Here is a 22939-nt window from a genome sequence, read left to right on the forward strand (position 1 = left end):
ATATTCCAGCCTACGGAGGGAACGGATACCCGGATTTTTTGCGGAGTAGCCGCTACTGACATTGGATAAAGATCTTGCGAATTCTCTTTGTCACCCTATTTGTTGCCCTTCTAGCGCTGCCAATGCAGCTGATAGCAGCAATTCCATTTTTTGATCGCTTGCCGGGTTTTACCCTACTGGTGCAGGGCGATCCCCAGCTGCAGGAAAAATTGACCTCCGAACTCAACGAGTTGCGCAAGAACAGTAGTGCGCTGGAAAACTACGATGATTCGGCGGATATTGCGCACTATGAGCGGGGTAACCTGGAAAAATTACTGCGTGCGCAGGGATATTATGATGCCACTGTGTATGAGTCTGTTTCTGGCAGCCAAATTTTCTATAGTGTCACTCCCGGCCCCCAGTACCATATCAAGAGCCTGGATATTAATATGCCGGCCGGTTTGCGGGCAGGCTTTAGTGGTTTGCCTATCCATGTTGGAGATCCCCTGATTGCCAGCAAGGTAATTGAGGGCGTAGAAAAAATTACCAAGTACCTCAATGAAAATGCCTGTCTGTTGAATGTGGATGTCAGCTACCAGGCAACGGTGATTCACCGGGAAGCTGCTGCGAGACTGGAATATCGGGTGGCCCCCAGCCCCGAAGTCCATGTTGGCCAAGTCCGCATTGAAGGAGTCACCTCTATCGAAGAGGACTACCTGTTGGATAAGGTCAAGATTAAATCCGGAGATTGCTTCAGCCGCAGTAAACTGGATGCTGCGCAGTTGCGTCTGCTGCGCACCAACTTAATTGCCAATGTGAATACTGAAGTTTCTGAACCCTACGATGGGTTGGTGGATGTTACTTTTGTTATTCAGGAGCGCAATCACCGCACCATAACCTTGGGGGTGGGGTACACCTCTGATGAGGGAGCCGGTATTTCAGCAGCCTGGGAACATCGCAACGTTTTCCATCGTGGGGAAAAAATTGAAGTCGAAAGTAAGCTCAACGAGGTAAAGCAAACCCTGGAAGGCAAGCTCACTATTCCCCGTTTCTTCCATGACAAGCAACGCTTGACCGCCAGTATTGCTTTGGAAGGAGAGGATGTTGATTCCTACCGTTCAGAGTCCCTGACATTCAGTGCACTGGTATCGAGAAAAATCAGTAAGCATCGCACGCTGAGTGGTGGTGCCGAGCTGAAATTCAGTGAAGTGGACGAGAAGGTGGAAGGGGCAGTTGAAGCAGATGATCCCGATGAAAACTACACACTGTTAGCTTTCCCCCTGGGCTTTAAATTAAACACGACAGACAAACCCCTGGATGCCCGTCGTGGCGCCACTTCTGCGCTGGAAGTAAAACCCTATATCGATCTTAGAAATACCAATACCACCTTTGTTAAAAATATCCTACAGCTCACTGCGTATAAAACAGCCGATGACTGGCGTTATAAGCCCACCTTGGCAATAAGGTTGAAAGCCGGGGCAATTACAGGGGAGTCCAATCTTGAGCTGCCTGCGGATGAGCGTTTTTATGCCGGTGGCGGTGGCTCCGTGCGGGGTTATGGTTACCAGGAGTTGGGTCCGCGACTTATTGAGATTAATGATGAGGGTGAGGAAACCCTCTCCGATGCTATCGGTGGTCGGGGACTCAGCGAGATTTCTTTTGAGGGCCGTTTTCGTTTTACGGATACCTGGGGAGGTGTGATTTTTCTCGATGGCGGCAATGCCTATGAGGACGCAGCGCCCAAGTTTTCCGACCTGTTTTGGGGAACGGGTTTTGGCGTGCGCTATATCACCTCCTTTGCCCCCATCCGCATGGACATCGCCTTTCCCCTCGATCGCCGTGAGGGCATCGATGATCGCTACCAGGTGTATGTGAGCTTGGGGCAGGCATTCTGATGCGCTGGTTGGGCCTGTTTGGGCTGGGCGTTGCCCACTGGGTTGGTGCTTTCCTGCGTGGGCTCTGGCGCTCCCTGGGTGCTGGGGGTTCCCTGGTAACAGGCATTTGTCTGTTCCTCCTGATGTCCGCTATCTATTTCCTCAGCACGGAACCGGGGCGCGTCGGCCTTACTCGTGGGGCTTTTTACGCTGCCGAGCAATTGGTGGACGACCTCGAAATTGAGGCAGAGGGAATTCACAGTGAAAAATTAGGATTTTGGTTTTTCGAGCGACTGAGAATTGACTATCGAGCTAATACGCTTGCCGAAGCCCAGGACCTGGAAGTCAACCTCAACAGCTTGTCCCGAGATCCCATCGATATTGAGCGAGTGGGGGCCAAAGATTTACTGCTCAACCTAAATATCCTCAATGAACTTCTCTCTGCGCTGGCAGATTCTGGCGAAGAGGAGGTTGAAGTTGTCAGAGAGGAGCTGCCATCGACTACTTGGGAGTTGCTAGTTCCCGGGTTTCGCTTGGCGCAGCTGGATATAGCTCGCCTGCAATTGGTGGACAGCCGGTTGACGGGGATTCCCCCTGTTGCTATTCAGGCTAACGCCCAATACCGCTGGCAGGATAAACCGGCGCAGCTATTTATCGAAGTGAGTGAGCTGAATGGTTCCGAGTTTAATCTCACTGTAAATGGCCGGATGCAGGGCGAGCGCTTTGTAATCGATTTCTCTACCAGTGAGGTGGGCCAGGGGTTTGTCAGCCGACAGCTGCATCTGCCGGAAAATCAGGTATTGGATGCTCGCGGCGAACTATCCCTGCGTAAGCAGGGTGAAAAACTGCTGCTGGATATTAATTCGATCGCAGCTCCTCTAGCAGAACATCAGCTGGATCTGACAGGGAGTATCGAAGCCGATATTAACCCCTGGCGTCTCTCTTCAAAGGGGATTTGGCTGCGAGTGGATGAGCGGCGCAGTACGATTAAAGGCAACATTAGCGCGGACGGTGTCAATGCGACAGTTAATCTCAATCAAATCCCGCTAACACTTTCCCGCCCTTGGCAGGATATCCTGGACAGTGGTTGGCTCAGCGCAGATTTTTCGGTGCAGGGCTCCCTGCAACAGCCGAATATTAATGGCAGCTTACAAGTGGAAAGCAGCTACCGGCAGCAGCCCCTGCAATTGGAGGGCCGGGTCGATACCCAGGCAGGTGTGATTGACTTGCAAGCCTTATCTTTGCACTTTGCCGGTGCACGGATCGAGGTGCTCGGTACTGTAGATACGAATTTGAAAGTACTGGATTTGGTGGGAGAGATTGATGAGTTGGGTGTTGAAGAAATTCGCCGGCTTGCAGCTTCGCTACCCCAGGCTGATAGGGTAGATATCCCCACTGCTTTATCCGGCACCTTGCACCAGTTGCGTGTGGAGGCAATCGGCTCATGGAAAAACCCAAACCTCAATTTGTCTCTGAGTACAGTGAGTGCTTACCATGACTTACAGGGTGAGTTGTCGGCGGCGATAAGTGGAAACCTGCACGCGCTGACCATTGATGAATTGGTGTTTACCGGTGAGAAGCTCAATCTGGAAGTAATCGGTCAGCTTGATATTGAACAGAAGCAGCTGGATTTACACGGGCAGATCGACGGCAAAAATATCAGTTTGCGCGATGACCTTGGAGTTACCGAGGCAGAGGGGGTAAGCCTAGGGGGATCTTCCGAAGTAACGGTCCAGGGGGAGTGGAGTAATCCCCAGGTAAGTATTTTACTGGATTCCAATGGCGTCGCGCAGGATTACCCCTTTAACTTAAAAGGGGAAGCCAGTGGCGATATGGACCTGATAGAGGTCAGTGACCTGCGATTGGAGTTATTTACCAACGGCAATGGCAACCAGTTTGGTTCATCCTCAAGCAGAGGCCCTCAGTCCCCCGTGATTGCCTCAGGTTTTGATAAAGGGGAGCCGGAGCCCCTACAGAGCCAAAGCCGCCTGACAGCCCTCGCTGAAGATGCCCAGCAGCTGGGTCGGGTGGGGGTGGCATTGCTGCAGGCCGATGGTTCTATCGAACCTCGGCAAGACCGATTACAAATTGATATGGGCGCGCGCAATCTACCGCTGTTCCTGGTAGATATTGTCGGTCTCTCTCTCCCTAACTCCCTTGAAGGGGAGTTGAGCTTGGATGGCAGGGTTGATGGGGCTATTTCAAACCCGCAGATTAAAGCTAACCTGATCGCCCAGGGAGAATTTCATCTGGAGCCCTGGCATGTACAGGGTACTTTGGACTATGCAGACAGGAGCCTGGTAACTGATGGTATCGAGCTGCTATGGGCGGGTCGCAACCAATTATCGATACTGGGTAGCTTGAATGCAGAGCGACTGGATTTAGAGTTGCGCGGCCAGGGTGATCTATCGGATTTGGCGAATAGTTTTTCTAGCGGTAGGGCGGGTAATGGTGATGTCAGCCTTTATGCCAGTATTGGTGGAAGCCCCAAGCAGCCTGAATTCCAAGGGGAGTTGCGAGCTACCGGAGAAGCCCTGGGGCGAGGGCAGCGCGGAATCCAGGTTCAACCGCTTTCGATAGTATTGAATTGGCAGACAGAGAATGGAGAGCTGGATGCATCCCTGATTGCCCAACACGGCGGTAGCAACGCAGTAAATAGCCAAGTAAGTGTATTGATTGCACCGATCTTCGAGCAACTATTTGCTGAGAATAATCAAACTGGTGGCCTGCGAAATGTGCCCTTTCAATTGCAGGGGCGCGGTACGGCCGATTTGTCAGTGATTGCCGAATATATTGATCCCCGTGTCCACCGTATGCGCGGCTTGCTCAGTTTCAACGTTGACGGTACCGGGAATTGGCAGCGTCCTCTATTAACCGGTGATATCGAATTGAGTAATGGCCGCTATGAGCACCGACCGAGCCATACTCGCATTGCGGATATTAACTTCTACGCACAGCTGTCTCCTGAGGAGTGGCGGATTGTACGAGGAAGCGCTACCGATGGTGATGGTGGGCGGATAAACCTGGGAGGGGCGGTCTTTTTACCTCCGGATAGCTCGCCCAGTTTTGACATCGTATTAAGCCTCAGTCGGGCCCACTTGCTGAACTCACCGGGAGTACGCGGTGCAATATCCGGTGATGCCCGTTTGTCGGGCTCAACCCAGGATGCAGAAATTACCGGGCGATTCACTTTGAAGCCGCTGGCCTTACAGATTGAGCAATGGATTGGCAGCAGTGTTCCGGAAATCCAGGTGGTGGAAGTTCAGGTTGATGGCCCACAGGTGCAGCGATCTTCTCCCCTGTTTAGCAAAATCGGATTGGATGTAGAGATTGTTTTGGATCAGCAATCCTATGTGCGCGGACTTGGCTTAAATTCTCAATTGCGCGGCGTGGTGGATATTCAAGGCACCGCAGATAAGCCAAAAGCCTCTGGCGAATTAACAATTGTTCGCGGCAGCTTTGATTTATTCGGTAAGAAATTTGATCTGGAAGATGGAGAAATTCGCTTCGAGAATAATGAGGTCGCTATCCTGGTTGAAGGTGTCTATGAATATAGCGATGGAGAAATAACCGCGCAGATATCAGGTACTGCTGCGGACTTGGATATTACATTTACCTCTGACCCCTCGGCCTCTCAGGATGAGATACTGGCGCAATTGCTTTTTGGGAAGTCATTATCAGATATTTCACCTTTACAGGCTGTTCGCTTGGTTAGTGTTGTTCGCAGTTTGCAGTCGGGTCGAGCGGTATTGGACCCTATCGCTAAGACACGCGAGCTGTTGCACCTGGATACACTCAATATTGAGCAGGAGGAGGGAGATGAAGGTGATGAGTACGCGTTGAGCTTGGGCAAATATATTACCAATCGAATTTATGTGGAATTACAGAGAAGTACCGATCCTCTCAGTCCCTGGCAGGCGGAGATGCAAATAGAACTTAGGGATAACCTCAACCTGGAGTTCAAAAGTGCCGATGACGGTGACAGTGGTTCCGGTAGTGTAGAGTTACAGTGGAAAAAAGATTATTAGGGTTTTCGCCACTAACCCCCTATCGTTGTAGAAAGCATCGCTAATATTTGGTGATTAGCATATCCGTTATTTTTAACGTGCAACCTGGCTGGGGTGGATTGTTGACGCCCCAGTTGTCGATCACGATCATCATGGATTCATCAAAAATTACAGGCCCCTTTTCCCGGTAGGCATGCCAAAGCTGATTTGAATCATCGCACTTAGACGCAGATGCTTCACACACTCTTATATCCCATCGATAGGTTCCACTAGCTTCACCCGATATGATTTTCCTGGATGTAAAAGTTATATGCTGTTGGGCACCACTCTTCACCTGTAAGGGACCTGTTTGGCTTGTCCACGCCGCCTGTTTGGAAAGCCCTCCCCAATTGGAAGCGAAACCTCCCGGACCATTGGAGCCTGTTGTTTCTACAAAATCGACTTCCCGCTGCCCCCCGGCCCAACATCCACCGGGTTGTCCACACCAGGGAAACATATAAACGGCAATCCACTCTTTAGCACCGCACTTACCTGGGGGCACGTCAACCTTAAAGTCAATTGCAGAAATATCTTTCATTCTAATCTCGGTATTCCCGCACTGAACCGCAGATGTATAAGCGCAGGAGCCTTTGGTATCGCTATCCATAATAATAACAGCGGATCCTTCCGTATTGCTTGGTTGAAAGCTGATTTTAGTGCAGCGATTGTTCTTGGCCACTTTGTCATCTTGATGATTGAATATGGGCGTACATGTTGTTGCTGATGCCAGATTTAAGGTGGATAGGGCAGCAAAGATCAGGAAGAGTCGGGTTGCTTGTAGCATGGTGTGGAGCTTGCAAACTATAAAACTCAATAAATTATAGTTTGTGTCTTGATGATCAGGCTTTAGTAGAAATGTTTAGCCTGTCAATAAGATCAATTTTGGTTGGTAATACAAAGGTCACCTTCACTTATGCAGAGGGTAACCTTTTATAGATGAAACCCAATGATCCTTGGGTGCTTACAAATGATTCTGAACGTAACTTAAAACATCCGTTGGAGCGCAGTTATCCATAAATCTATCTTGCAGGCTGTAGGCCATTTTTTCCAGAGGAGCACCGTTGTAGCCGTAGGTATGAATTTCACTGATATAACGTTTGATAAATGACTCTGCCCCCAAGAGAGACCATTGGTGGACATGAACTAACTCATGGAAATGGAGGGAAACGTCTGCAGCAAAAGGTGTTTTGACAAAGTAGGTATCTTTATAAGTGATACCGGCTACTTCCATGTCGACAAAGTCACCCAGACCAGCCTGATAGAGCTCGGGAAACCTAGGTTTCGGAATATTATCAACCACTACAAAGTAGCTTTTGCTAAGAAATTCTTCCGTATAATACCCTGAAAATTTCTCTGTGAACCTCGCGCAAGATTGTCTCTCTTCTTTGAAGTCTATCAGTGTTTGATCAATCCAATGGTCTATTTTTTGCAACATCTATATCGTCCTGATTGGGAGGCAACTCTGGGGCTTTGCTCACCCCAGAACAGAATTTTCAATATGCGAAATAAAGTTGTGTCGAGAGTTATACGTAGGAGTATATCACCGATCCACTTTCTTTTTTCTTTTGAAGATATTTCTTGCAGGGATAGTAAAGTATCGCAATCAGAGCAATCCAGTAGGCATAGGTTCTCAGTAAATTAGGTGTGTAGCCCTCGGGCCATACTTTGGAGCCGTTAAAGAAATTGGTTGCTACTCCAAACTCTAAGTAGCTCCATAGGTGTGCGGACAGATTGATCACTGGGACATGGAGTAAATAGAAGAACAATGAGGCCTGCCCAAAGAGGAGCAATACATCCAGTATTCGGTTTTGCCGATTTTCAACGATAGCCATGATCAAGAAAACTATACTCATTGTCATAAGGATATAGTTGAACGACATTGGGTATTTGGCGGTGTTGATAAAGCCCAGAAGCCCCTGCTGTGAATTCCAATCATTGGGGTCGCCAAAGCCTATTAGTCTAACCGCAATAAATATAATCGATAGCGCAGTTGCTGTTGTTATTAGTAGACGCACTCTTTGCTTATTTGCCATCTCGTAAAGAGGCCCAAATACATAACCAAGGTACATTAGAGCAAAGAGGGGAATAATATTGTAAGCAGCAAAAATCCCGGTGTTGAACTCGAAAAGTCTAAAACTAGCGCGTACATGCGCAAGAATCCAAAGCCATTCATAGCCACCTAATAGCTGGCGCATGAAGTCATCATTCAGGTATCCATGTAAGGATATTACGGCCAGGCAAGGGATGGTGGTCCATATCATTGGCAAATAGATTAAGCCCGCCAGTATGATCATGGATACGCCCAGGGCCCAGATTACCTGTACAAAAGCGTAATTATAAGCAAACTGCCAAGAGAGGTTTACCAAGGTTAGTTCGAGGATAACTAGTACTAACCCTCGAAGTATTAAGAATTTTGCCAACTCCGGCTTGGAGTTAAGTTTTTTACCGTGAAAGTAGGCACTCAATCCTGTAAGAAATATAAATCCAGGGGCACATATGTGCGTGATCCAGCGAGTTAAAAACAAAGCGATGGAGGATTGGGATAGGTCCAATGGGTCAAACTGGGTTGAAGTCCAATAATCTCGAGTATGATCGAGGGCCATAATAATTACTAATATACCTCTAGTGATGTCTATTGCTGGATATCGCAATTTGTTATCTCCAAAGTTAGTGAACTTTATAGTGTTGGATCCTCAATGAGGTTTTGCTGCCTTGAAATTTGGTCAGCCGAAAGGTGATCAAGGGGATTTGTAATCTATCTCTATCGTTATCCATTTGCATTTAAGGATAAGAGGGAGCTGGCTTCCTTCGATATTGTACATATATTCTTTAGGTAACCAATTGATTTTTAGTCGTCTGGCATAGTAATGGAAGAACGATGGTGCAAGTAGGTTAATCTTTAACTATTCAAACTTATCTCTGCCATAAGATAGTCGATATTATTATCTTTTAGCTTGCTAGAGGCCGGATCAGACATTTAATGATGAGTTGGAATATATGATCTCGGCCTATTATCAGTGTAAAGGTTTTTCGGTAAGTAAAAGAGATACTCCTGTTTTTTAGCTAGAGTTACTCTTAGGATAGTAATAGTTAGTAACCCCGAAACCTTAAGGTTGCATTGAGTATTATCAGTTTACTTTGATATTGCCATGCTTTGCTTGGGTCATTACCGTATAAGGTAAAACAATCGTATCTGCTGCCACAGAAAAGACCGCATCTATAGCTTCTAGCGGAACATGGTTGAGTGTTGATCCAGTGTTTACAGTCTGGCTGGGCTCGCTATTCATTAGACAAAAGGAGTAGGAGGTACCGCTATATACTCTTGGAATGCTTTTACAGTAGCTCTTTTGGCCTCTATGAGCGATATCTACTTGGTTCTCTTTTGGGTTAACGGTTTTTACTGTTGCGCATGAGGCACAAATGATCGAGGCTGATGCTAAAGAAATTATACGCTTCACAAACTAATCCTTGCTGATGTGATCTGTTGCGGACTATAGAGTAGCATTTTTTAAATCAGTTCCATATTTTATACGTGCTAAAGTAGCATCAGTGTCCAATTACAATGTGAGGTTTGTAACACCTTGGCATTATTGTATTTTAATCTTGAAACAATCGTTCTACTTTATCCTAGGTTGGTATTCCATTTTTTTTGGTTAATTGATCTGTCTGGATGAATTACAAGGAAAGCTGCCTTGTCAGTGTGATTTAAGTATGAGAAATATGGTCTGTTGTGGTCAACTCCAACCGGACACTTTCCTAAGCACATTTTTCAAATTCGATAGGGGTTACGTCCCCCAGTGTTGTATGTATCCTGCGTGAATTGTAATACGCAATATAGGCCCTCACGTCTGTTATCGCACCCTCCCTTGTCGGATAGAGGTTTCCTGTTAACCATTCCCGCTTCAGGCTACTAAAAAAACGCTCAGTAGGTGCATTGTCCCAACAATTTCCCTTGCGGCTCATTGAGCACACCATTCCATGCTGCTTTAGTAGCGCTTGGTAGCTATGACTGGCATACTGGCTACCTCGATCAGAGTGATGCAGCAGACCTTTTGTTGGGGTGCGCAAATTGATAGCCATAACCAGTGCACGACTTGCCAGGGCCGTCTCCATCTGGCGGTCTAAGTGCCAGCCAACAATCCGGCGTGAATAAAGATCAATTACCACTGCTAGGTATAACCAACCCTGCAAAGTCCAGATATAGGTAATATCCGTAGTCCAAACTTGATTTTTAGCACTCGGTGAGAAATCCCTATTTAGAAGATTCTCAGCAACTGGCAGTTGGTGCTTGCTATTTGTGGTTAGTGTAAATCGCTTCTTCTGTTTTACTACCAAGCCGAGCTTTTTCATGAGTTTGCGGACTCGATAACGCCCAATTTCAAAGCCTTCTTTGCGCAACAGCTTCATTAACCGACGGCTTCCGAGACTCTCACGAGATTCTGCAAATAAGGCCTTCAATCGATGGCATAGTTGCCAAATCTGGCCATCTATTGGGCTATCACTACGACGACACCATTCGTAATAGCTGCTCTTATTTACTTGCATTACTCGGCAGAGCACTCTAACTGGAAAGCTACCTTGCTGCTTTTTAATAAATTCGTACTTTATTTCATTTCTTTCGCAAAGAAGGCGCTGGCCTTTTTTAGGATTTCCTTCTCCATCCGCAATTGCTTTACTTCACGTCGCAGTTGATCCAGTTCAGCTCGTTCGCCCGAATCCAACCTTACTCCGCTCTCTTCCTGCTCCAGCTCCTTTATCCAGCGTCGCAGATTGTTAGCAGTGGTTCCTACAGCCTCTGCGGCCTTGGAAATCGAATACCCTTGTTCTGAGACAAGAGCTACGGCGTCTTTCTTGAACTCCGGCTTGAATTTCCGGCGTGTACCTTTTGTTGTCATACTTCACCTCGCTAGGTAGTTTTACCATCTTAACGAAGTGTCCGGAAGGATTAGACCACTACAGTCTATAAAGAATCCCTTGACATACTTTTCATAAATCGTGGTTAGGACATCTGAATAAATTTGGAAGTCAAACGGGGTTGTAGGTGGCAGTATACAGTTAAGGTAGTCATATATTTCTGGTATATGCTGAGTGCCGTACTCCTCAAGTAGCCTTATCAATCTATTGTCTCGTGAAGGGCGGTAAGCATCGTCCTCGGTGAAGTGATTATGAAGAATACATAAAATCCAGATGGTAGCGCCCTGTTGTAATAGTTTTTCATTAGTGCCAAGACTCTCCCCCTTTTCCTCGATTAATTTGACTTTAATGTATTCGTACCCATTAAAATCATCATAGTTGATATAAGCAGTTTGTCCGTTGGCGAACCCACCTTCATCAATCATGTAGTAGTAAAGCAACAGTACAGATGACATTGCCCTATTTCCCGCCTCAAAGTGGTTTTCAGTATTAACTATCATTCTTCTCCAGTGAAATTTGACCTGGTTTTATTGAGATTTCGCAAGCAGCAACTGATAGTTCAATATAAGAGCTTTACTGATAATAATACACCGCTCTTTAGGTGTCAGAGAACTAATACTCGGAGCCTTACAACTGGTAAACGATTTATTCTCACATTCTTTGTTGTGCAGAGGGATGTATGTTAGCTTTAGAAGTAAGATGAGATAAAGAAAGCTAGTTGGTATTTATTTTTGCCTCAAATGCCCGCCAAAAATCCCGCTCATAGGCTTGGATTAACCGCACGCGAATTGCAATATCATTTTCTCGAACACCTGAAGCTAGTCCTCTTGCAATTATATCGATAGCCTGTTCCCTGAACCCTTCTGGAAGTTGGCTAAAAGTCATTAAGAAACTGAGCTGTTCATTGGTAAAGCGCTTATTTTGTTTGAGAGCTTTTGCAACGCGCTCAGCATTTTTGCCAAAACTCTGAAAGTTGATTAACAGGGCAGCGGCAATTTCGGCGGGTGTAGCGTAGTTGGCTAGCCAGGTAGTATAGGCTGGATAGGCTTGGGCACCTGCGAGTGGTTGGTATTGGGCGATCTGCTCGGGTGAGATGCCCAATGCTTGAATTAGGTTAGGTAACAGGGTATTAGCTTGAATTTCTGCTGTCGTAATTCGAGTAAAAAATGCTCTCGTACTATGTCCCGGTAAGCCTCCAAAACGATGCAGAGATAGTGCATTACTTCTCAAGTCCGATAAGTTAATAAGGCGTTGCTCCATTGCAAAAGCCTGTAACTTAGCGTCCGGTAGAGTATTTTTTTCCAGCTGTAGAACAAAGACAGGAGTAGGGCCCTTGAGATACAGTTTTTCAAGGCGCTCTATCAGAGCTTTTGCATCCTGTTGGTTTGTGGCGATATCTGCTGTGGCCGGTTGAGTCATGGCCAAAAGAACAACCAGTCCCACAAGAGCGAATCTTAAACAATGCGTATTGGCCACTATTCCAACTCCGCTGGTGCACGAAATAAGCATAGCAGGAAGACAGAAACTGGACTGGTAGCGTATTTGTCAGGCCACAGTACTTTTTCCGCGTATTAATTCGGCGGGATCAATTCGATAGAAATGACTTAACTCTTTATAGAGCTCCGGGTGTAAGGCGTGCATAGCCGTTGGGATCGTATAGAAACTTTCTGTTGCTACAGCAAAGAACTCAGCGGGAGACTGGGCGCCGTATAAATCGAGCACAGAGGGTGTATCACCAGGAAACTCACCGAATTCAGCTCTTTGTCTCAAGCGGTGGAATTCCCGGCTCATAACCTCAGCCCAGGTGGCCCCTTCATCACTGCTTTCAAATAGAGGGCGGCCATCAAAGTAACCATCCTCTTCATCGACTTTGTGGGCGAACTCGTGCAGGGCGACATTGTGGCCCCGTTCAGGCGATTGTAAATCTTTCTCCAGGTCACCCCAGGAGAGGACTACGGGTCCACGATAATGAGCCTCCCCTTCACGGGCACTGTGCCTGGCTGTTTCTATATAGCCTTCCCGGCGGGTTTCGTGAGCGACATAGGTGTCCGGGTAGAGCAACAGGCTGTAAAGGTTGGGGTAGCATTCATTCTTGCGGCCCAATAGGAGTAGGCAGGCATGGGCAGCGATGGCCACCTTCATGCGTTCATTGACCTGAAGCCCCTCGCAACCGACAAACTCTTTGCCGTGGAGAAATAGGGCGATATTACTGCATAACTCTTGCTGTTGATTGGAGTTAAGGTAGTGATAGAGAGGAAGGTTTTCTCTAATGAGTTGTAGCTGTTCCCGTGTTAAGGGTTGTGAGCGCAGGTAAAAAATGCGCCACTGTCGGTAGAAGTGGGGAACCAGCCATATCGCCAGGGCCAGCAGGATAATTGCGATAAAAGCACTCACAGCTTAAACGCCGGTTGTTTGCGTGAGATATTATCTTCCAGCTTAAATTCTTGGCAGGGAGTCCCCTGGTGAAATTTCATTTGCCACTGCCCTTTACTTCTAACCCAAATAGATGATCGCTTACAAAACCCCTTGTACTCCCCTTGCTGGCCTTGCCGTGCAGATTTATACAACAGCATAATGACTGTGTCAGAGAGAGGAATGCATTCATAGTTTTGGCTGTGAATTTCCCAGCCCGTATTTTCCTCCTGTTGCATTGATCGCACTATTGCCTTGAAATCAAAGGTCCGCCCGGATTTCCCTACCTCTATAAAATCAGGGCTTAGTAGCTTGCTAATGACTTCAGGGTCTTTGCGCATCTCGAACTGATGCAGCTTTGTTTCATTCTCAATCAGAATATCGGCAATCTCATGTATCACTGTTTTACCCGGTATGCCCCAGTTGCGACAAATTACTATTTGCCTGATTTTAGAATGGGGAGTTTACTGCCGAATTCAAGGTTTCGGATGGATACAGTAATCCGGAAGCGAAGCTTGATAAATGGGGGATGTCTGCCAACACTTAGAGCGTCTGGGTGATTTTCCTGTCACTGTGGAGTAGCTTATGCGTTCGATATTGGCCTTTCTTGTCTTGATGTTTGGAGTCTGCACCCAGGTGCTGGCCCAGTCCGGTGAAACCCCGTTAAAAGTAGCGATCGCAGGGGATGCACCGCCCTATGTGATTGACGGTGCGACCAGTGGTTTGGAAATAGATATCGTTCGGCAAGCTCTCCCTGGCTATAAGTTGGAGTTCGTACAGATGGGGTTTGCGGAGACGGCCCCGGCACTTGAGCAGGGTATGGTTCAGGCAGCGGTGAATGTACTCAAGAAGAGTGATGGCCTATTTTACTCGAACAATATGATCAGCTTCGCCAATTACGCTATTGCTAAAGCCAGCGCAGAAATGAAGATTGGCAGTATTGCAGATCTCGCGGGTAAGAAAGTGATCACTTGGCAGGGAGCTCCTATGGATCTTGGGCCCGAATTTGAAAAAATGTTTGGGCCTAATGGCACCCAGAAACAAAATGTTATGCAGGCGCCAACGGCTCGTGACTTGGTTGCCCATTTCTGGAAAATGCCAGATGCGGTCGCCGTGGTGGATATGGAGCTATTTAAGTACTATAGCAATAAAATGGGCCATACCATGGCTCAGGTTGACCTATTCCAGATATTCCCGATGATGACAGACTTTCGAGTCGGTTTCCGCGATGAAAAAGTGCGGGATGACTTTAATCGCGGGCTGGCAGAGCTGTGCAGCAGTGGCCGCTACAAAGCCCTACTGCAGAAATACGATGTGGTGCAGAAGCAGGATATTTGTAAATGACCCCCTGTTACTGATTACCGATAAGACTGTATTGCATTAGGAGAGCCGAGTTTCCCTCGGCTCTTTTTTACTTGAAGAGTTCAGTGTCAGGTTGCCACGCTTGGCTTTACATTCCACTCAAAGGTCCAGCAGGATTTTTCCTGCTGAAGTACATGAAGGATTTGTCTGGATAAGGCCGCTTGATCGATAAAGTGCTCATTTCCCAGGTCTTCATTCCCCGGAAAATTACGACTTCGAGTATTATCAAGGATACCTTCAATTAATAAGTGAGATACATGTACTCCCTTTGCCCCAAGTTCTGCAGCCAGGGACTGGGACATCATTCGTAGAGCTCCCTTGGCAGCAGCGAAGGAGAAAACATGAGCAAAGCTATCTACCGAAGCTGAAGCGCCAATATTCATAATGGCTAAGGGTGGCTGTCCATCTAGCTTCCATATCGAGAGAATTTCTTGGGTGATATGAAAAGCGGTTTTAAAATTTAGGGTAATCGATCGGTCGAAGTCCTGCTCGCTGATATTGGTTACTGTATCTCCACCTGTCCAGGTTCCGGCATTATTTACCAATGCAGAGATGCCACCGAATTTGCTGCGAATAGCTGCGATTGCTTCTTTTGTGGCTTTGGGGTTAGTGATATCAACTTGCAAAGCTAGCACTCTTGAGGGATCGTCAAATTGCTCGGAAACTTTCTGAAGGTCCTGTGAATTGCGGGCCAATAGGGCAACGGGGAAGCCTTGTCGGGAAGCCTCTGCAGCGATATCCACTCCCAGCCCACGACTTGCACCGGTAACTATAAGGGCATTTTTTTTCTGGAACATAGTAAAACTCCTAATGTGAAATTCTTTTTTCTTGCGGTTTATACTGGTGAGGAGGCTTCCGCAGTGAATGTGGGATAGTCGATATAGCCTTCAGGGCCATTGGTGTAGTAAGTGGATCTGTTCCCGATGTTGAGTGGCCAGCCATGGCGAAATCGCTCAACCAGATCCGGGTTGGCGATAAAGGGTTTTCCGAAAGAAACAGCATCAGAACCACCATTGAGAATCATTTGCTTGGCTGAGGCGGCACTGTGACCTCCGTTTGAAATTAGTATGCCGTTATATATCTGACGTAGATCTGGGGTTTGGTAATCGATAGTTTGAATATCATGACCTGAGTCAGGACGAGGTTCGAGTAAGTGCAGATAGGCTAGGTCGAGAGGATTAAGTAGCTCTACTGCTCGCGCGTAGGTGTCCCGGTACTGGCTGTCTTTCACTTGCCAGATCTCATTGCTCGGAGATAGCCGAATACCGACCTTGCCACTTCCGATAGCATCGCAAACAGCGTCAGTAACTTCGCTAAGAAACCGTAGGCGATTGTCGATAGATCCACCGTATTCATCAGTACGCAGATTGCTGCCATCTCGCGTGAATTGATCGATCAGGAAGCTGTTTGCTGCATGTAGTTCGATGCCGTCGAGCCCAGCAGCAATGGCGTTCTTTGCTGCCTGGGCAAATTCAGCAATTATTTTTCGAATTTCTGTTTTGCTGAGGGAACGCGCTTGCTTGAAAGGGCGGTCGCGTCCAATGGGAGTCGGAAGTGTGCCTTCAAGGGTAATCTGTGAGGCTGAAACCGGTTTGTTCCCGCCAAGAAAATCTGGGTGCACAGCGGCACCCATATGCCATAGCTGTACAAAGATAACTCCTTCATCTCTGTGGACTTCTTCACTGATTTGCTGCCAGCCTGCTATTTGTTCTCGAGTGTAGATACCGGGCCCGTTGATCCAGCCGCGTCCAGTTGGGGATGTTGCTGTAGCCTCAGCGATGATCAGCCCCGCACTCGCTCTCTGCCGATAATACTGAGCAGATATGGGTTGGGGGACGCCATTACTGTTGGCGCGGCTGCGGCTCAGTGGAGCCATGACTACTCGGTTTTTAAGGGTGTAATCACCCAAGGATAAAGGGGTAAACAGGTCGGGCATGGGAATCTCCTCGCCGTGTTGTAATTGGTACAGCGCAGAGGTTATCCAGCTCAAGCCTGATAATAAATAATCGATTCTTAACAGCCTTTGTGCAAATATGCACAGAAATAAGAAAGAGTGGACGAGAGAAGAGGCAAAATGACTAATTGGGATGACATCCGCTACTTCCTTGCACTTGCGCGCAATGGCACGGTGTCTGCGGCTGCCAAGGTGCTAGATGTTAATCACGCTACGGTTTCCCGGCGTATTCAATCTCTGGAGCAGTCTCATGGTGTGCTTTTATTTCATCGCACGCCGAGGGGCTATGCCCTTACAGAGGCGGCAGAGGCAATTTTGCCGATAGCCGAGAAATTGGAGGTTCAAAACTTAATGCTGGAAGAGCGGATCAGTGGGGCGGATAGCCGCATGGCAGGTCCCCTTGTTCTTACGTTACCCCATGATTTACTCAACCAGTTACTGTTAGAGGATCTGTGCCAGTTCCAGGCTGATCATCCAGACATATCCCTGAGGGTTTTGGCTTCCAGTAGCTTGAAGGACCTGGCAAATATCGAGGCAGACGTCGCTCTAAGATTTACGCCTGAGCCACCTGACCTTCTTACTGGTATTCAGTTTGCCCAGCTGGAAATGGGAGTTTACGCTCATCGTTCACTGGTCATCAGCAACAAAGTTAAAGCAGTACTTTGGTCGGCGGAAGAGCAGTTGCCAAGGTGGTGTGATGATCTTCCCAAGTGCAGTGCGGGATTAAGAGTGGATGACCTGCATGCCATGTTTCTAGCGGTAAAAAATGGATTTGGGGTGGCTCGAATGCCCTGCTGGTTTGTCAATGCGATAGGGCACCCTTCGGTGATTCAGCTTCCCCTACGTCAAACTCCCTCCTCTTGGGCTTTGTGGTTATTAAGTCGTACTGACTCACGGCATATAGTGAGAGCAAATAAGTTAAAAGAATTCCTGCGGGAAAGATTGGAAGAAAAGCGAGCTTTATTTGAAAACCCCTTTCCAGTTCAATCTTAAACCAGTTTTGAACTGGCTCCATTCGGGCTTGGATAGGGCTCCAGAAAAATAGAAGAGACTATTTCCTGTGATATAAGGCCTTCTTATGTGGATTGCCCGGGAAAGTTCGAACCTCCAATTGCCTGGCCCGTTGCCAGCAAATTGAAATTTATTGTTTAGTAAATTTCAGTGGCGTAGCTCGCTGTATTTGTCACTGCCAGGGCGCGCCGCTAGCAGTGAAAAGCGCAAATGGATTACTTAGGGTTGGCAAGTTTTTCTGTGCGGGCGTGTTTGCGTTTAGTGGGAAGGTCCGTACTTCGTAAATATTTCTCACTCTATGGTGACTGTTCAAACTGCTACCTGAGTAAACGGTAAATCTCACCAGCATTAGGCTTTAGTTTCTGAGTGTTCATAACCTCTGGCCAGTTTGATAAAAGCGCTCAGGTATTCAACTTCACTGTCGTCTTCACGAGTTCCTAAGAAAATCTGCTTGGCAATACCTTGTCGCCCGAGGCGCACCACCGATAGGGCCAGCTTGGTAGAGTACTCCTCTGCAAGCCAGCGTGGCAGGGCCGCGACCCCGCGGCCGCTGGCCACCATCTGTAGCATGATATCGGTAGTTTCACTGGTCTTGTGGCGCAGTGGCACCACGCCCGCAGGGTTGAGAAACTGGGTATAGATATCCAGGCGGTCCGGCGGCACGGGGTAAGTTAACAGCACCTGATCCCGTAGGTCTTCTGCTGTCAGGTACTTTCGCTTTGCCATAGGGTGATCTCGAGGGACTACCAGCACCTGCTCGTAGTCAAATACGGGATCGAAGCGCAGTCCGGCTTTATAGAAAGGGTCAGGGGTAACTAGCAGGTCGATTTCGTAACCCAGTAAAGCGCCGAGACCTCCGAACTGAAATTTCTGCTTAACATCCACATCCACGTCCGGCCAATCTTCCAGAAATGGCGACACGACTTTCAGTAACCACTGATAGCAGGGGTGGCATTCCATACCGATACGCAGGGTACCGCGCTCACCTTGAGCCATTTGCTTTAGCTTGCTCTCAGCGTGTTCCAGTTGTGGCAGGACTCGATTGGCCAATCCAAGCAGATACTCACCGGTCTGGGTCAAGCGCAAGCTGCGGCCCTCACGCAACCAGATAGGGGCCCCGAGGTTTTGTTCCAGCTTGCGTACCGTGTGACTCAGCGCCGACTGGGTTAGGCAGAGGTGCTTGGCCGCAGCGGTTAGCGAACCGTGATGGTCTACGGCCTGGATTATTGTTAAGTGCGTGCGCTCTAGCATAGCTGTACCCGAGAAAACCATGAGTAAAATTAATGGATAGTTGAAAATATACCATTTTTGTTCATTTATAAAGAGGCTTATCCTGCCTGGCAATGTCAATCACCAAGCAAAGAACTCAGTTTTTGCCTTAGGAATCAGGATACCAGGCCGCAATGAATAAAGAGTTTGCATTCACCATCAAGAGCTTACGTTTTGATGAAAACTATCGTCCAGCGGATAGCACGCGGATCACCACCAATTTTGCGAACTTGGCGAGAGGGGAGAGCCGTCGGGACAATTTGCTCAATACCTTGAGAATGATTGATCGTCGTTTCAATGCCCTGGCGCATTGGGACAACCCTAGTGCAGATCGTTACTCCGTAGAGCTGGATATTATTTCCGTTGATATTGATATTGAAGGCAACGGAGAAGCCTTTCCTACCATTGAAGTATTGAAGACGAATATTGTTGATCATAAAAACAATCAACGGATTGAGGGCATAGTAGGAAACAACTTTTCTTCATATGTGCGGGATTATGATTTCAGCGTGTTGTTGTTGGAGCATAACAAGAAGCAAGACAAGTTTAGCCTTCCTGAAGGTTATGGTGATCTTCACGGGAAAATCTTTCAATCGTTCCTGAATTCAAGTGCCTACAAGGATAACTTCAGCAAGCCCCCTGTTATTTGTCTGAGTGTATCGAGCAGTAAAACTTATCATCGAACTGAAAACCAGCACCCCGTACTGGGTGTTGAGTATCGGCAGGACGAATACTCTTTAACTGACGAGTATTTCGAGAAAATGGGTTTGCAGGTTCGCTATTTTATGCCGCCGGATAGTGTTGCCCCTTTGGCTTTTTACTTCCAAGGTGATTTGCTTGGTGATTATACGAATCTTGAGCTTATCGGCACTATCAGCACGATGGAGACCTTCCAAAAAATATATCGGCCTGAAATATACAATGCAAATTCTGTAGCGGGGACCTGCTATCAGCCCAGTTTGAAGCACCAGGATTATTCACTCACTAAAATTGTTTATGACCGGGAAGAGCGTAGCCAGCTGGCTATAAAGCAAGGGAAATTTACTGAAGAACAATTTATCAAGCCATACAGAAGTATCCTTGATCAGTGGGCCGCTAATTACGCGCTTTAATTAACAAATATAGATAAGATTATTTTTCATGAATCGCCTATTGCCAACTTCAAGCGCTGGAAGCTTGCCTAAACCATCCTGGCTCGCAGAGTCCGAAAAACTTTGGTCTCCCTGGAAATTACAGGGCGATCAATTGCATGAGGGTAAGCAGGATGCCTTGCGCCTGACATTACAAGAGCAACAACAAGCCGGTATCGATATCGTTAGTGACGGGGAGCAAACCCGCCAGCATTTTGTGACTACATTTATCGAGCACCTCAACGGCGTTGATTTTGAGAAACGGGAAACCGTTAAAATCCGCAATCGCTATGAAGCGAGCGTGCCGACAGTTGTTGGCGAAGTATCTAGGCAACAACCAGTATTTGTTCAAGATGCTAAGTTTTTACGCAAGCAAACCAGTCAAGCTATCAAGTGGGCATTACCTGGCCCCATGACAATGATTGATACTCTCTACGATAGCCACTACAAAAGCCGCGAAAAGCTCGCTTGGGAATTTGCCAAAATTCTCAACCAGGAAGCTCGTGAGCTAGAGGCTGCTGGTGTTGATATTATTCAATTTGATGAGCCCGCATTTAATGTGTTTTTTGATGAGGTGAATGACTGGGGGATTGCCACTTTAGAAAAAGCCATCGAGGGGCTGAAGTGCCAAACTGCCGTACATATTTGCTATGGCTACGGTATCAAAGCCAATACAGACTGGAAGAAAACTCTGGGGTCAGAGTGGAGGCAATATGAAGAAGCGTTTCCAAAACTGCAAAAATCCAATATCGATCTGATTTCGCTCGAGTGCCACAACTCCCATGTTCCAATGGATCTCCTTGAGCTTATTCGTGGTAAAAAAGTGATGGTGGGCGCTATTGATGTGGCAAGCAACACGATTGAAACACCGGAGGAAGTCGCCGATACCTTGCGAAAAGCACTCAAGTATGTGGATGCTAAGGATCTCTATCCCTGTACGAACTGTGGTATGGCGCCTCTATCCCGTAAGGTTGCGAACGGTAAGCTCAATGCGTTAAGTGCAGGTGCAGAAATTGTTCGAAGAGAGCTCTCGGTTTAGCTGTCCCCAATATTCAGGTGCTCCCATGTCACTTTCCAGTACAGCCATAGAACCGTTGCGCTTTCGCGAAGCACTGGGGCATTACGCCTCCGGTATTACGGTGATCGCATCGCACTGTGAGGGTGAGCCGATAGGCTTCACCTGCCAGTCGTTTTATAGCGTATCGACGAGCCCGCCATTAGTGTCATTCAGCGTTATGTCGAGTTCGTACAGCTACCCCAAAATTCGCCAGGCAGGTCGATTTTCAGTCAATATCCTGTCGGATGATCAGGTCAAGATTTCCAACCAATTTGCTCGTCAAGGCGCAGATAAATGGAGCGAGGTTGAATGGCAGGAATCGCCGCTGGGGAACCCCATTATCGCCGGCAGCCTGCATTGGCTTGACTGCGAAATTCATGCTGAACACACCGCCGGAGATCACCTGATTGTGATTGGCGAGGTGAAAGCGTTAAACCTACAAAAAGCTGCTGCAAGGCAGCCACTTCTGTATTTCAAAGGCCAATATCGCAACCTTACTGCGGTATCCCCAGCCGGGTAAATCACTGGAGCAATGGGTTGCGGGCTTGTAGCTCCATCACCTGCTCCCTGAAGAAACCCGCATGAATTAATTCGAGGAATTTATGGAATTTCTACTCTACCTGCTGCTAGGGGCTGTGGCCGGGGTGTTGGCCGGTTTGTTTGGCGTCGGTGGTGGCATCATCATCGTACCTGTCCTGGTATTCAGCTTTACTGCACAGGGGATCGATCCGCATGTGCTGACCCACCTGGCTGTAGGTACTTCGCTAGCGACTATTGTCTTTACTTCGATTAACTCGGTTTTGGAGCATCAGCGCAAAGGCGCGGTGCTATGGCCGACTTTTGCCTGGATGAGCCTGGGTATTCTTCTCGGTGCAAGTCTCGGTTCGTTCACTGCGGCAGCTATCCAGGGGCCGGTACTGCAAAAGATCATTGGTGTATTTGCTATCACCATTGCCATTCAAATGGGACTGGAACTCAAGCCCAAGGCCAGCCGCGCTGTTCCCGGCAAGCTGGGGCTGACAGCAGCCGGCGGGGTAACAGGCTGGGCCTCAGCCATCTTTGGCATCGGTGGCGGCACACTGACGGTACCCTTTCTAACCTGGCGCAGCGTGCCGATGCAGCAGGCAGTGGCAACTTCCTCAGCCTGTGGTTTGCCGATTGCTGCCGTTGGCGCTCTGAGTTTTATGGTTATTGGTTGGAAGCAACCTGAACTGCCGCAGTGGAGTTTTGGTTTTATCTACCTTCCAGCCATGGTCGGTATCGCTATCACCAGCATGTTCTTCGCCCGTTTTGGAGCGCGTCTGGCCCACAAATTATCTCCGCGATTGCTTAAGCGTTTGTTTGCCCTGCTGTTGCTCTGCGTGGGTGGGAGTTTTCTTCTTTGAGGTATTAATAAATTGCAGTCTATCGATTGCTATCTCGGCGTAGGCGCGGCTGCAAAGGTCGAAGGGGGCTTCAATCCTCTTCCGGGTGCGATCGGGCCCAAGTTAGGAGTATTAACTCCTAACTTTCTTTTGTGTGTCGAAATCTCTGGTCGAGCACAGGACCCTAGTGAAATGAAAATGGATTAACGTATCTGGAGGTTGCACAGCTGGTGCAATTGCTCCCGCTAACTGATGTGCGCATATCTATCCGCTGTATGGAGCGAATGAAAGAGATTGTTCCTAACCCTGTCGGGTCATTCAAGCTGTTAGTGATTGCTTAAAGTGAATAGGGGTTGCTGGGGTGGGGCGAGGCCGCGAAGAATAAATTGTGCAAAGAGCAGTTTGGCATTAGCTGCTCTACAACAAAAAAGGGCTTACGTCGTGAGACGTAAGCCCTTTTCTTTGTATGGCGCGCTCGGGAGGATTCGAACCTCCGACCGCCTGGTTCGTAGCCAGGTACTCTATCCAGCTGAGCTACGAGCGCGTCGTTATGGGTGCGAACTATAG

General features: G+C 47.9%; 20 protein-coding genes and 1 tRNA gene. 8 read left to right on the top strand and 13 right to left on the bottom strand.

The features are described 5' to 3' along the window. Positions 1 to 74: 74 nt before the first annotated feature. Positions 75 to 1874, top strand: a complete 1800-nt coding sequence (locus ACJJIE_RS00365) for an autotransporter assembly complex protein TamA (protein ID WP_444893141.1) — start codon at positions 75 to 77, stop codon at positions 1872 to 1874. After that, positions 1874 to 5881, top strand: a complete 4008-nt coding sequence (locus ACJJIE_RS00370; RefSeq protein ID WP_444893142.1) for a translocation/assembly module TamB domain-containing protein — start codon at positions 1874 to 1876, stop codon at positions 5879 to 5881. The genes ACJJIE_RS00365 and ACJJIE_RS00370 overlap by 1 nt, the downstream gene beginning before the upstream one ends. A 40-nt stretch (positions 5882 to 5921) precedes the next feature. Here ACJJIE_RS00370 and ACJJIE_RS00375 read toward each other — a convergent pair whose 3' ends face one another. The 9 genes from ACJJIE_RS00375 to ACJJIE_RS00415 all read right to left on the bottom strand — a co-directional run bounded on the left by ACJJIE_RS00375 (position 5922) and on the right by ACJJIE_RS00415 (position 13626). Then, positions 5922 to 6683 (bottom strand): hypothetical protein, encoded by a 762-nt coding sequence (locus ACJJIE_RS00375; protein WP_444893143.1) that lies wholly within the window; start codon positions 6681 to 6683, stop codon positions 5922 to 5924. A gap of 177 nt (positions 6684 to 6860) precedes the next feature. Further along, entirely contained in the window at positions 6861 to 7334 is a 474-nt protein-coding gene (locus tag ACJJIE_RS00380; protein ID WP_444893144.1) for a hypothetical protein, read from the bottom strand. A gap of 88 nt (positions 7335 to 7422) precedes the next feature. Continuing rightward, positions 7423 to 8550 (bottom strand): acetyltransferase domain-containing protein, encoded by a 1128-nt coding sequence (locus ACJJIE_RS00385; protein ID WP_444893145.1) that lies wholly within the window; start codon positions 8548 to 8550, stop codon positions 7423 to 7425. Positions 8551 to 9027: 477 nt separating this feature from the next. Then, entirely contained in the window at positions 9028 to 9357 is a 330-nt protein-coding gene (locus ACJJIE_RS00390; RefSeq protein WP_444893146.1) for a YceK/YidQ family lipoprotein, read from the bottom strand. A gap of 298 nt (positions 9358 to 9655) precedes the next feature. Beyond that, a protein-coding gene (locus tag ACJJIE_RS00395; RefSeq protein ID WP_282932108.1) for an IS3 family transposase occupies positions 9656 to 10794 on the bottom strand; the annotation gives its coding sequence in 2 pieces (ribosomal slippage) (positions 9656 to 10545 and positions 10545 to 10794; 1140 coding nt in all). A 21-nt stretch (positions 10795 to 10815) separates the two neighbouring features. Next, a complete protein-coding gene (locus ACJJIE_RS00400; protein WP_444893147.1) occupies positions 10816 to 11313 on the bottom strand; it encodes a hypothetical protein in 498 nt (165 codons plus the stop codon). Positions 11314 to 11527: 214 nt separating this feature from the next. Further along, positions 11528 to 12256: a thiaminase II/PqqC family protein gene (locus ACJJIE_RS00405; protein ID WP_444893148.1), complete on the bottom strand. Its 729-nt coding sequence runs from the start codon at positions 12254 to 12256 to the stop codon at positions 11528 to 11530. A 102-nt stretch (positions 12257 to 12358) separates the two neighbouring features. Next, complete coding sequence (locus tag ACJJIE_RS00410) at positions 12359 to 13207, bottom strand: M90 family metallopeptidase (RefSeq protein ID WP_413662861.1); 849 nt, start codon at positions 13205 to 13207, stop codon at positions 12359 to 12361. After that, the gene (locus tag ACJJIE_RS00415; protein WP_282933724.1) at positions 13204 to 13626 is read right to left on the bottom strand and encodes a nuclear transport factor 2 family protein; all 423 of its coding nucleotides are present in this window, start codon (positions 13624 to 13626) and stop codon (positions 13204 to 13206) included. Before ACJJIE_RS00415 ends, ACJJIE_RS00410 begins: the two co-directional genes overlap by 4 nt. 184 nt (positions 13627 to 13810) lie before the next feature. Here ACJJIE_RS00415 and ACJJIE_RS00420 point away from each other — a divergent pair, with 184 nt between their 5' ends. Further along, positions 13811 to 14569 carry a substrate-binding periplasmic protein gene (locus ACJJIE_RS00420; protein ID WP_282933723.1) on the top strand — a complete coding sequence of 253 codons (759 nt, stop codon included), beginning with the start codon at positions 13811 to 13813 and terminating at the stop codon, positions 14567 to 14569. Positions 14570 to 14655: 86 nt separating this feature from the next. Here ACJJIE_RS00420 and ACJJIE_RS00425 read toward each other — a convergent pair whose 3' ends face one another. Together ACJJIE_RS00425 and ACJJIE_RS00430 are read right to left on the bottom strand one after the other, a co-directional pair. Continuing rightward, the gene (locus tag ACJJIE_RS00425) at positions 14656 to 15384 is read right to left on the bottom strand and encodes an SDR family oxidoreductase (RefSeq protein ID WP_444893149.1); all 729 of its coding nucleotides are present in this window, start codon (positions 15382 to 15384) and stop codon (positions 14656 to 14658) included. 38 nt (positions 15385 to 15422) lie between these two features. Beyond that, positions 15423 to 16523 carry an alkene reductase gene (locus ACJJIE_RS00430; RefSeq protein WP_444893150.1) on the bottom strand — a complete coding sequence of 367 codons (1101 nt, stop codon included), beginning with the start codon at positions 16521 to 16523 and terminating at the stop codon, positions 15423 to 15425. Between the two features lie 138 nt (positions 16524 to 16661). Here ACJJIE_RS00430 and ACJJIE_RS00435 point away from each other — a divergent pair, with 138 nt between their 5' ends. Beyond that, entirely contained in the window at positions 16662 to 17534 is an 873-nt protein-coding gene (locus tag ACJJIE_RS00435) for a LysR family transcriptional regulator (RefSeq protein WP_282933721.1), read from the top strand. 366 nt (positions 17535 to 17900) lie between these two features. Here ACJJIE_RS00435 and ACJJIE_RS00440 read toward each other — a convergent pair whose 3' ends face one another. Further along, positions 17901 to 18803 (bottom strand): LysR family transcriptional regulator, encoded by a 903-nt coding sequence (locus ACJJIE_RS00440; RefSeq protein ID WP_444893151.1) that lies wholly within the window; start codon positions 18801 to 18803, stop codon positions 17901 to 17903. Positions 18804 to 18955: 152 nt separating this feature from the next. On the opposite strand from ACJJIE_RS00440, the gene ACJJIE_RS00445 reads away from it, so the two are divergent. The 4 genes from ACJJIE_RS00445 (at position 18956) to ACJJIE_RS00460 (ending at position 22393) form a co-directional block, all read left to right on the top strand. Next, positions 18956 to 19933 (top strand): DUF1852 domain-containing protein, encoded by a 978-nt coding sequence (locus ACJJIE_RS00445; protein ID WP_444893152.1) that lies wholly within the window; start codon positions 18956 to 18958, stop codon positions 19931 to 19933. 28 nt (positions 19934 to 19961) lie between these two features. Further along, complete coding sequence (locus tag ACJJIE_RS00450; RefSeq protein WP_444893153.1) at positions 19962 to 20990, top strand: methionine synthase; 1029 nt, start codon at positions 19962 to 19964, stop codon at positions 20988 to 20990. 25 nt (positions 20991 to 21015) lie between these two features. Next, the gene (locus tag ACJJIE_RS00455) at positions 21016 to 21528 is read left to right on the top strand and encodes a flavin reductase family protein (RefSeq protein WP_444893154.1); all 513 of its coding nucleotides are present in this window, start codon (positions 21016 to 21018) and stop codon (positions 21526 to 21528) included. Between the two features lie 82 nt (positions 21529 to 21610). Then, positions 21611 to 22393 carry a sulfite exporter TauE/SafE family protein gene (locus ACJJIE_RS00460; protein WP_444893155.1) on the top strand — a complete coding sequence of 261 codons (783 nt, stop codon included), beginning with the start codon at positions 21611 to 21613 and terminating at the stop codon, positions 22391 to 22393. A gap of 446 nt (positions 22394 to 22839) precedes the next feature. On the opposite strand, the gene ACJJIE_RS00465 is transcribed toward ACJJIE_RS00460, so the two are convergent. Continuing rightward, positions 22840 to 22916, bottom strand: a tRNA-Arg gene (locus ACJJIE_RS00465). Positions 22917 to 22939: the final 23 nt, after the last annotated feature.

The sequence above is a fragment of the Microbulbifer maximicatervae (SeqCode) genome, from assembly GCF_052467325.1.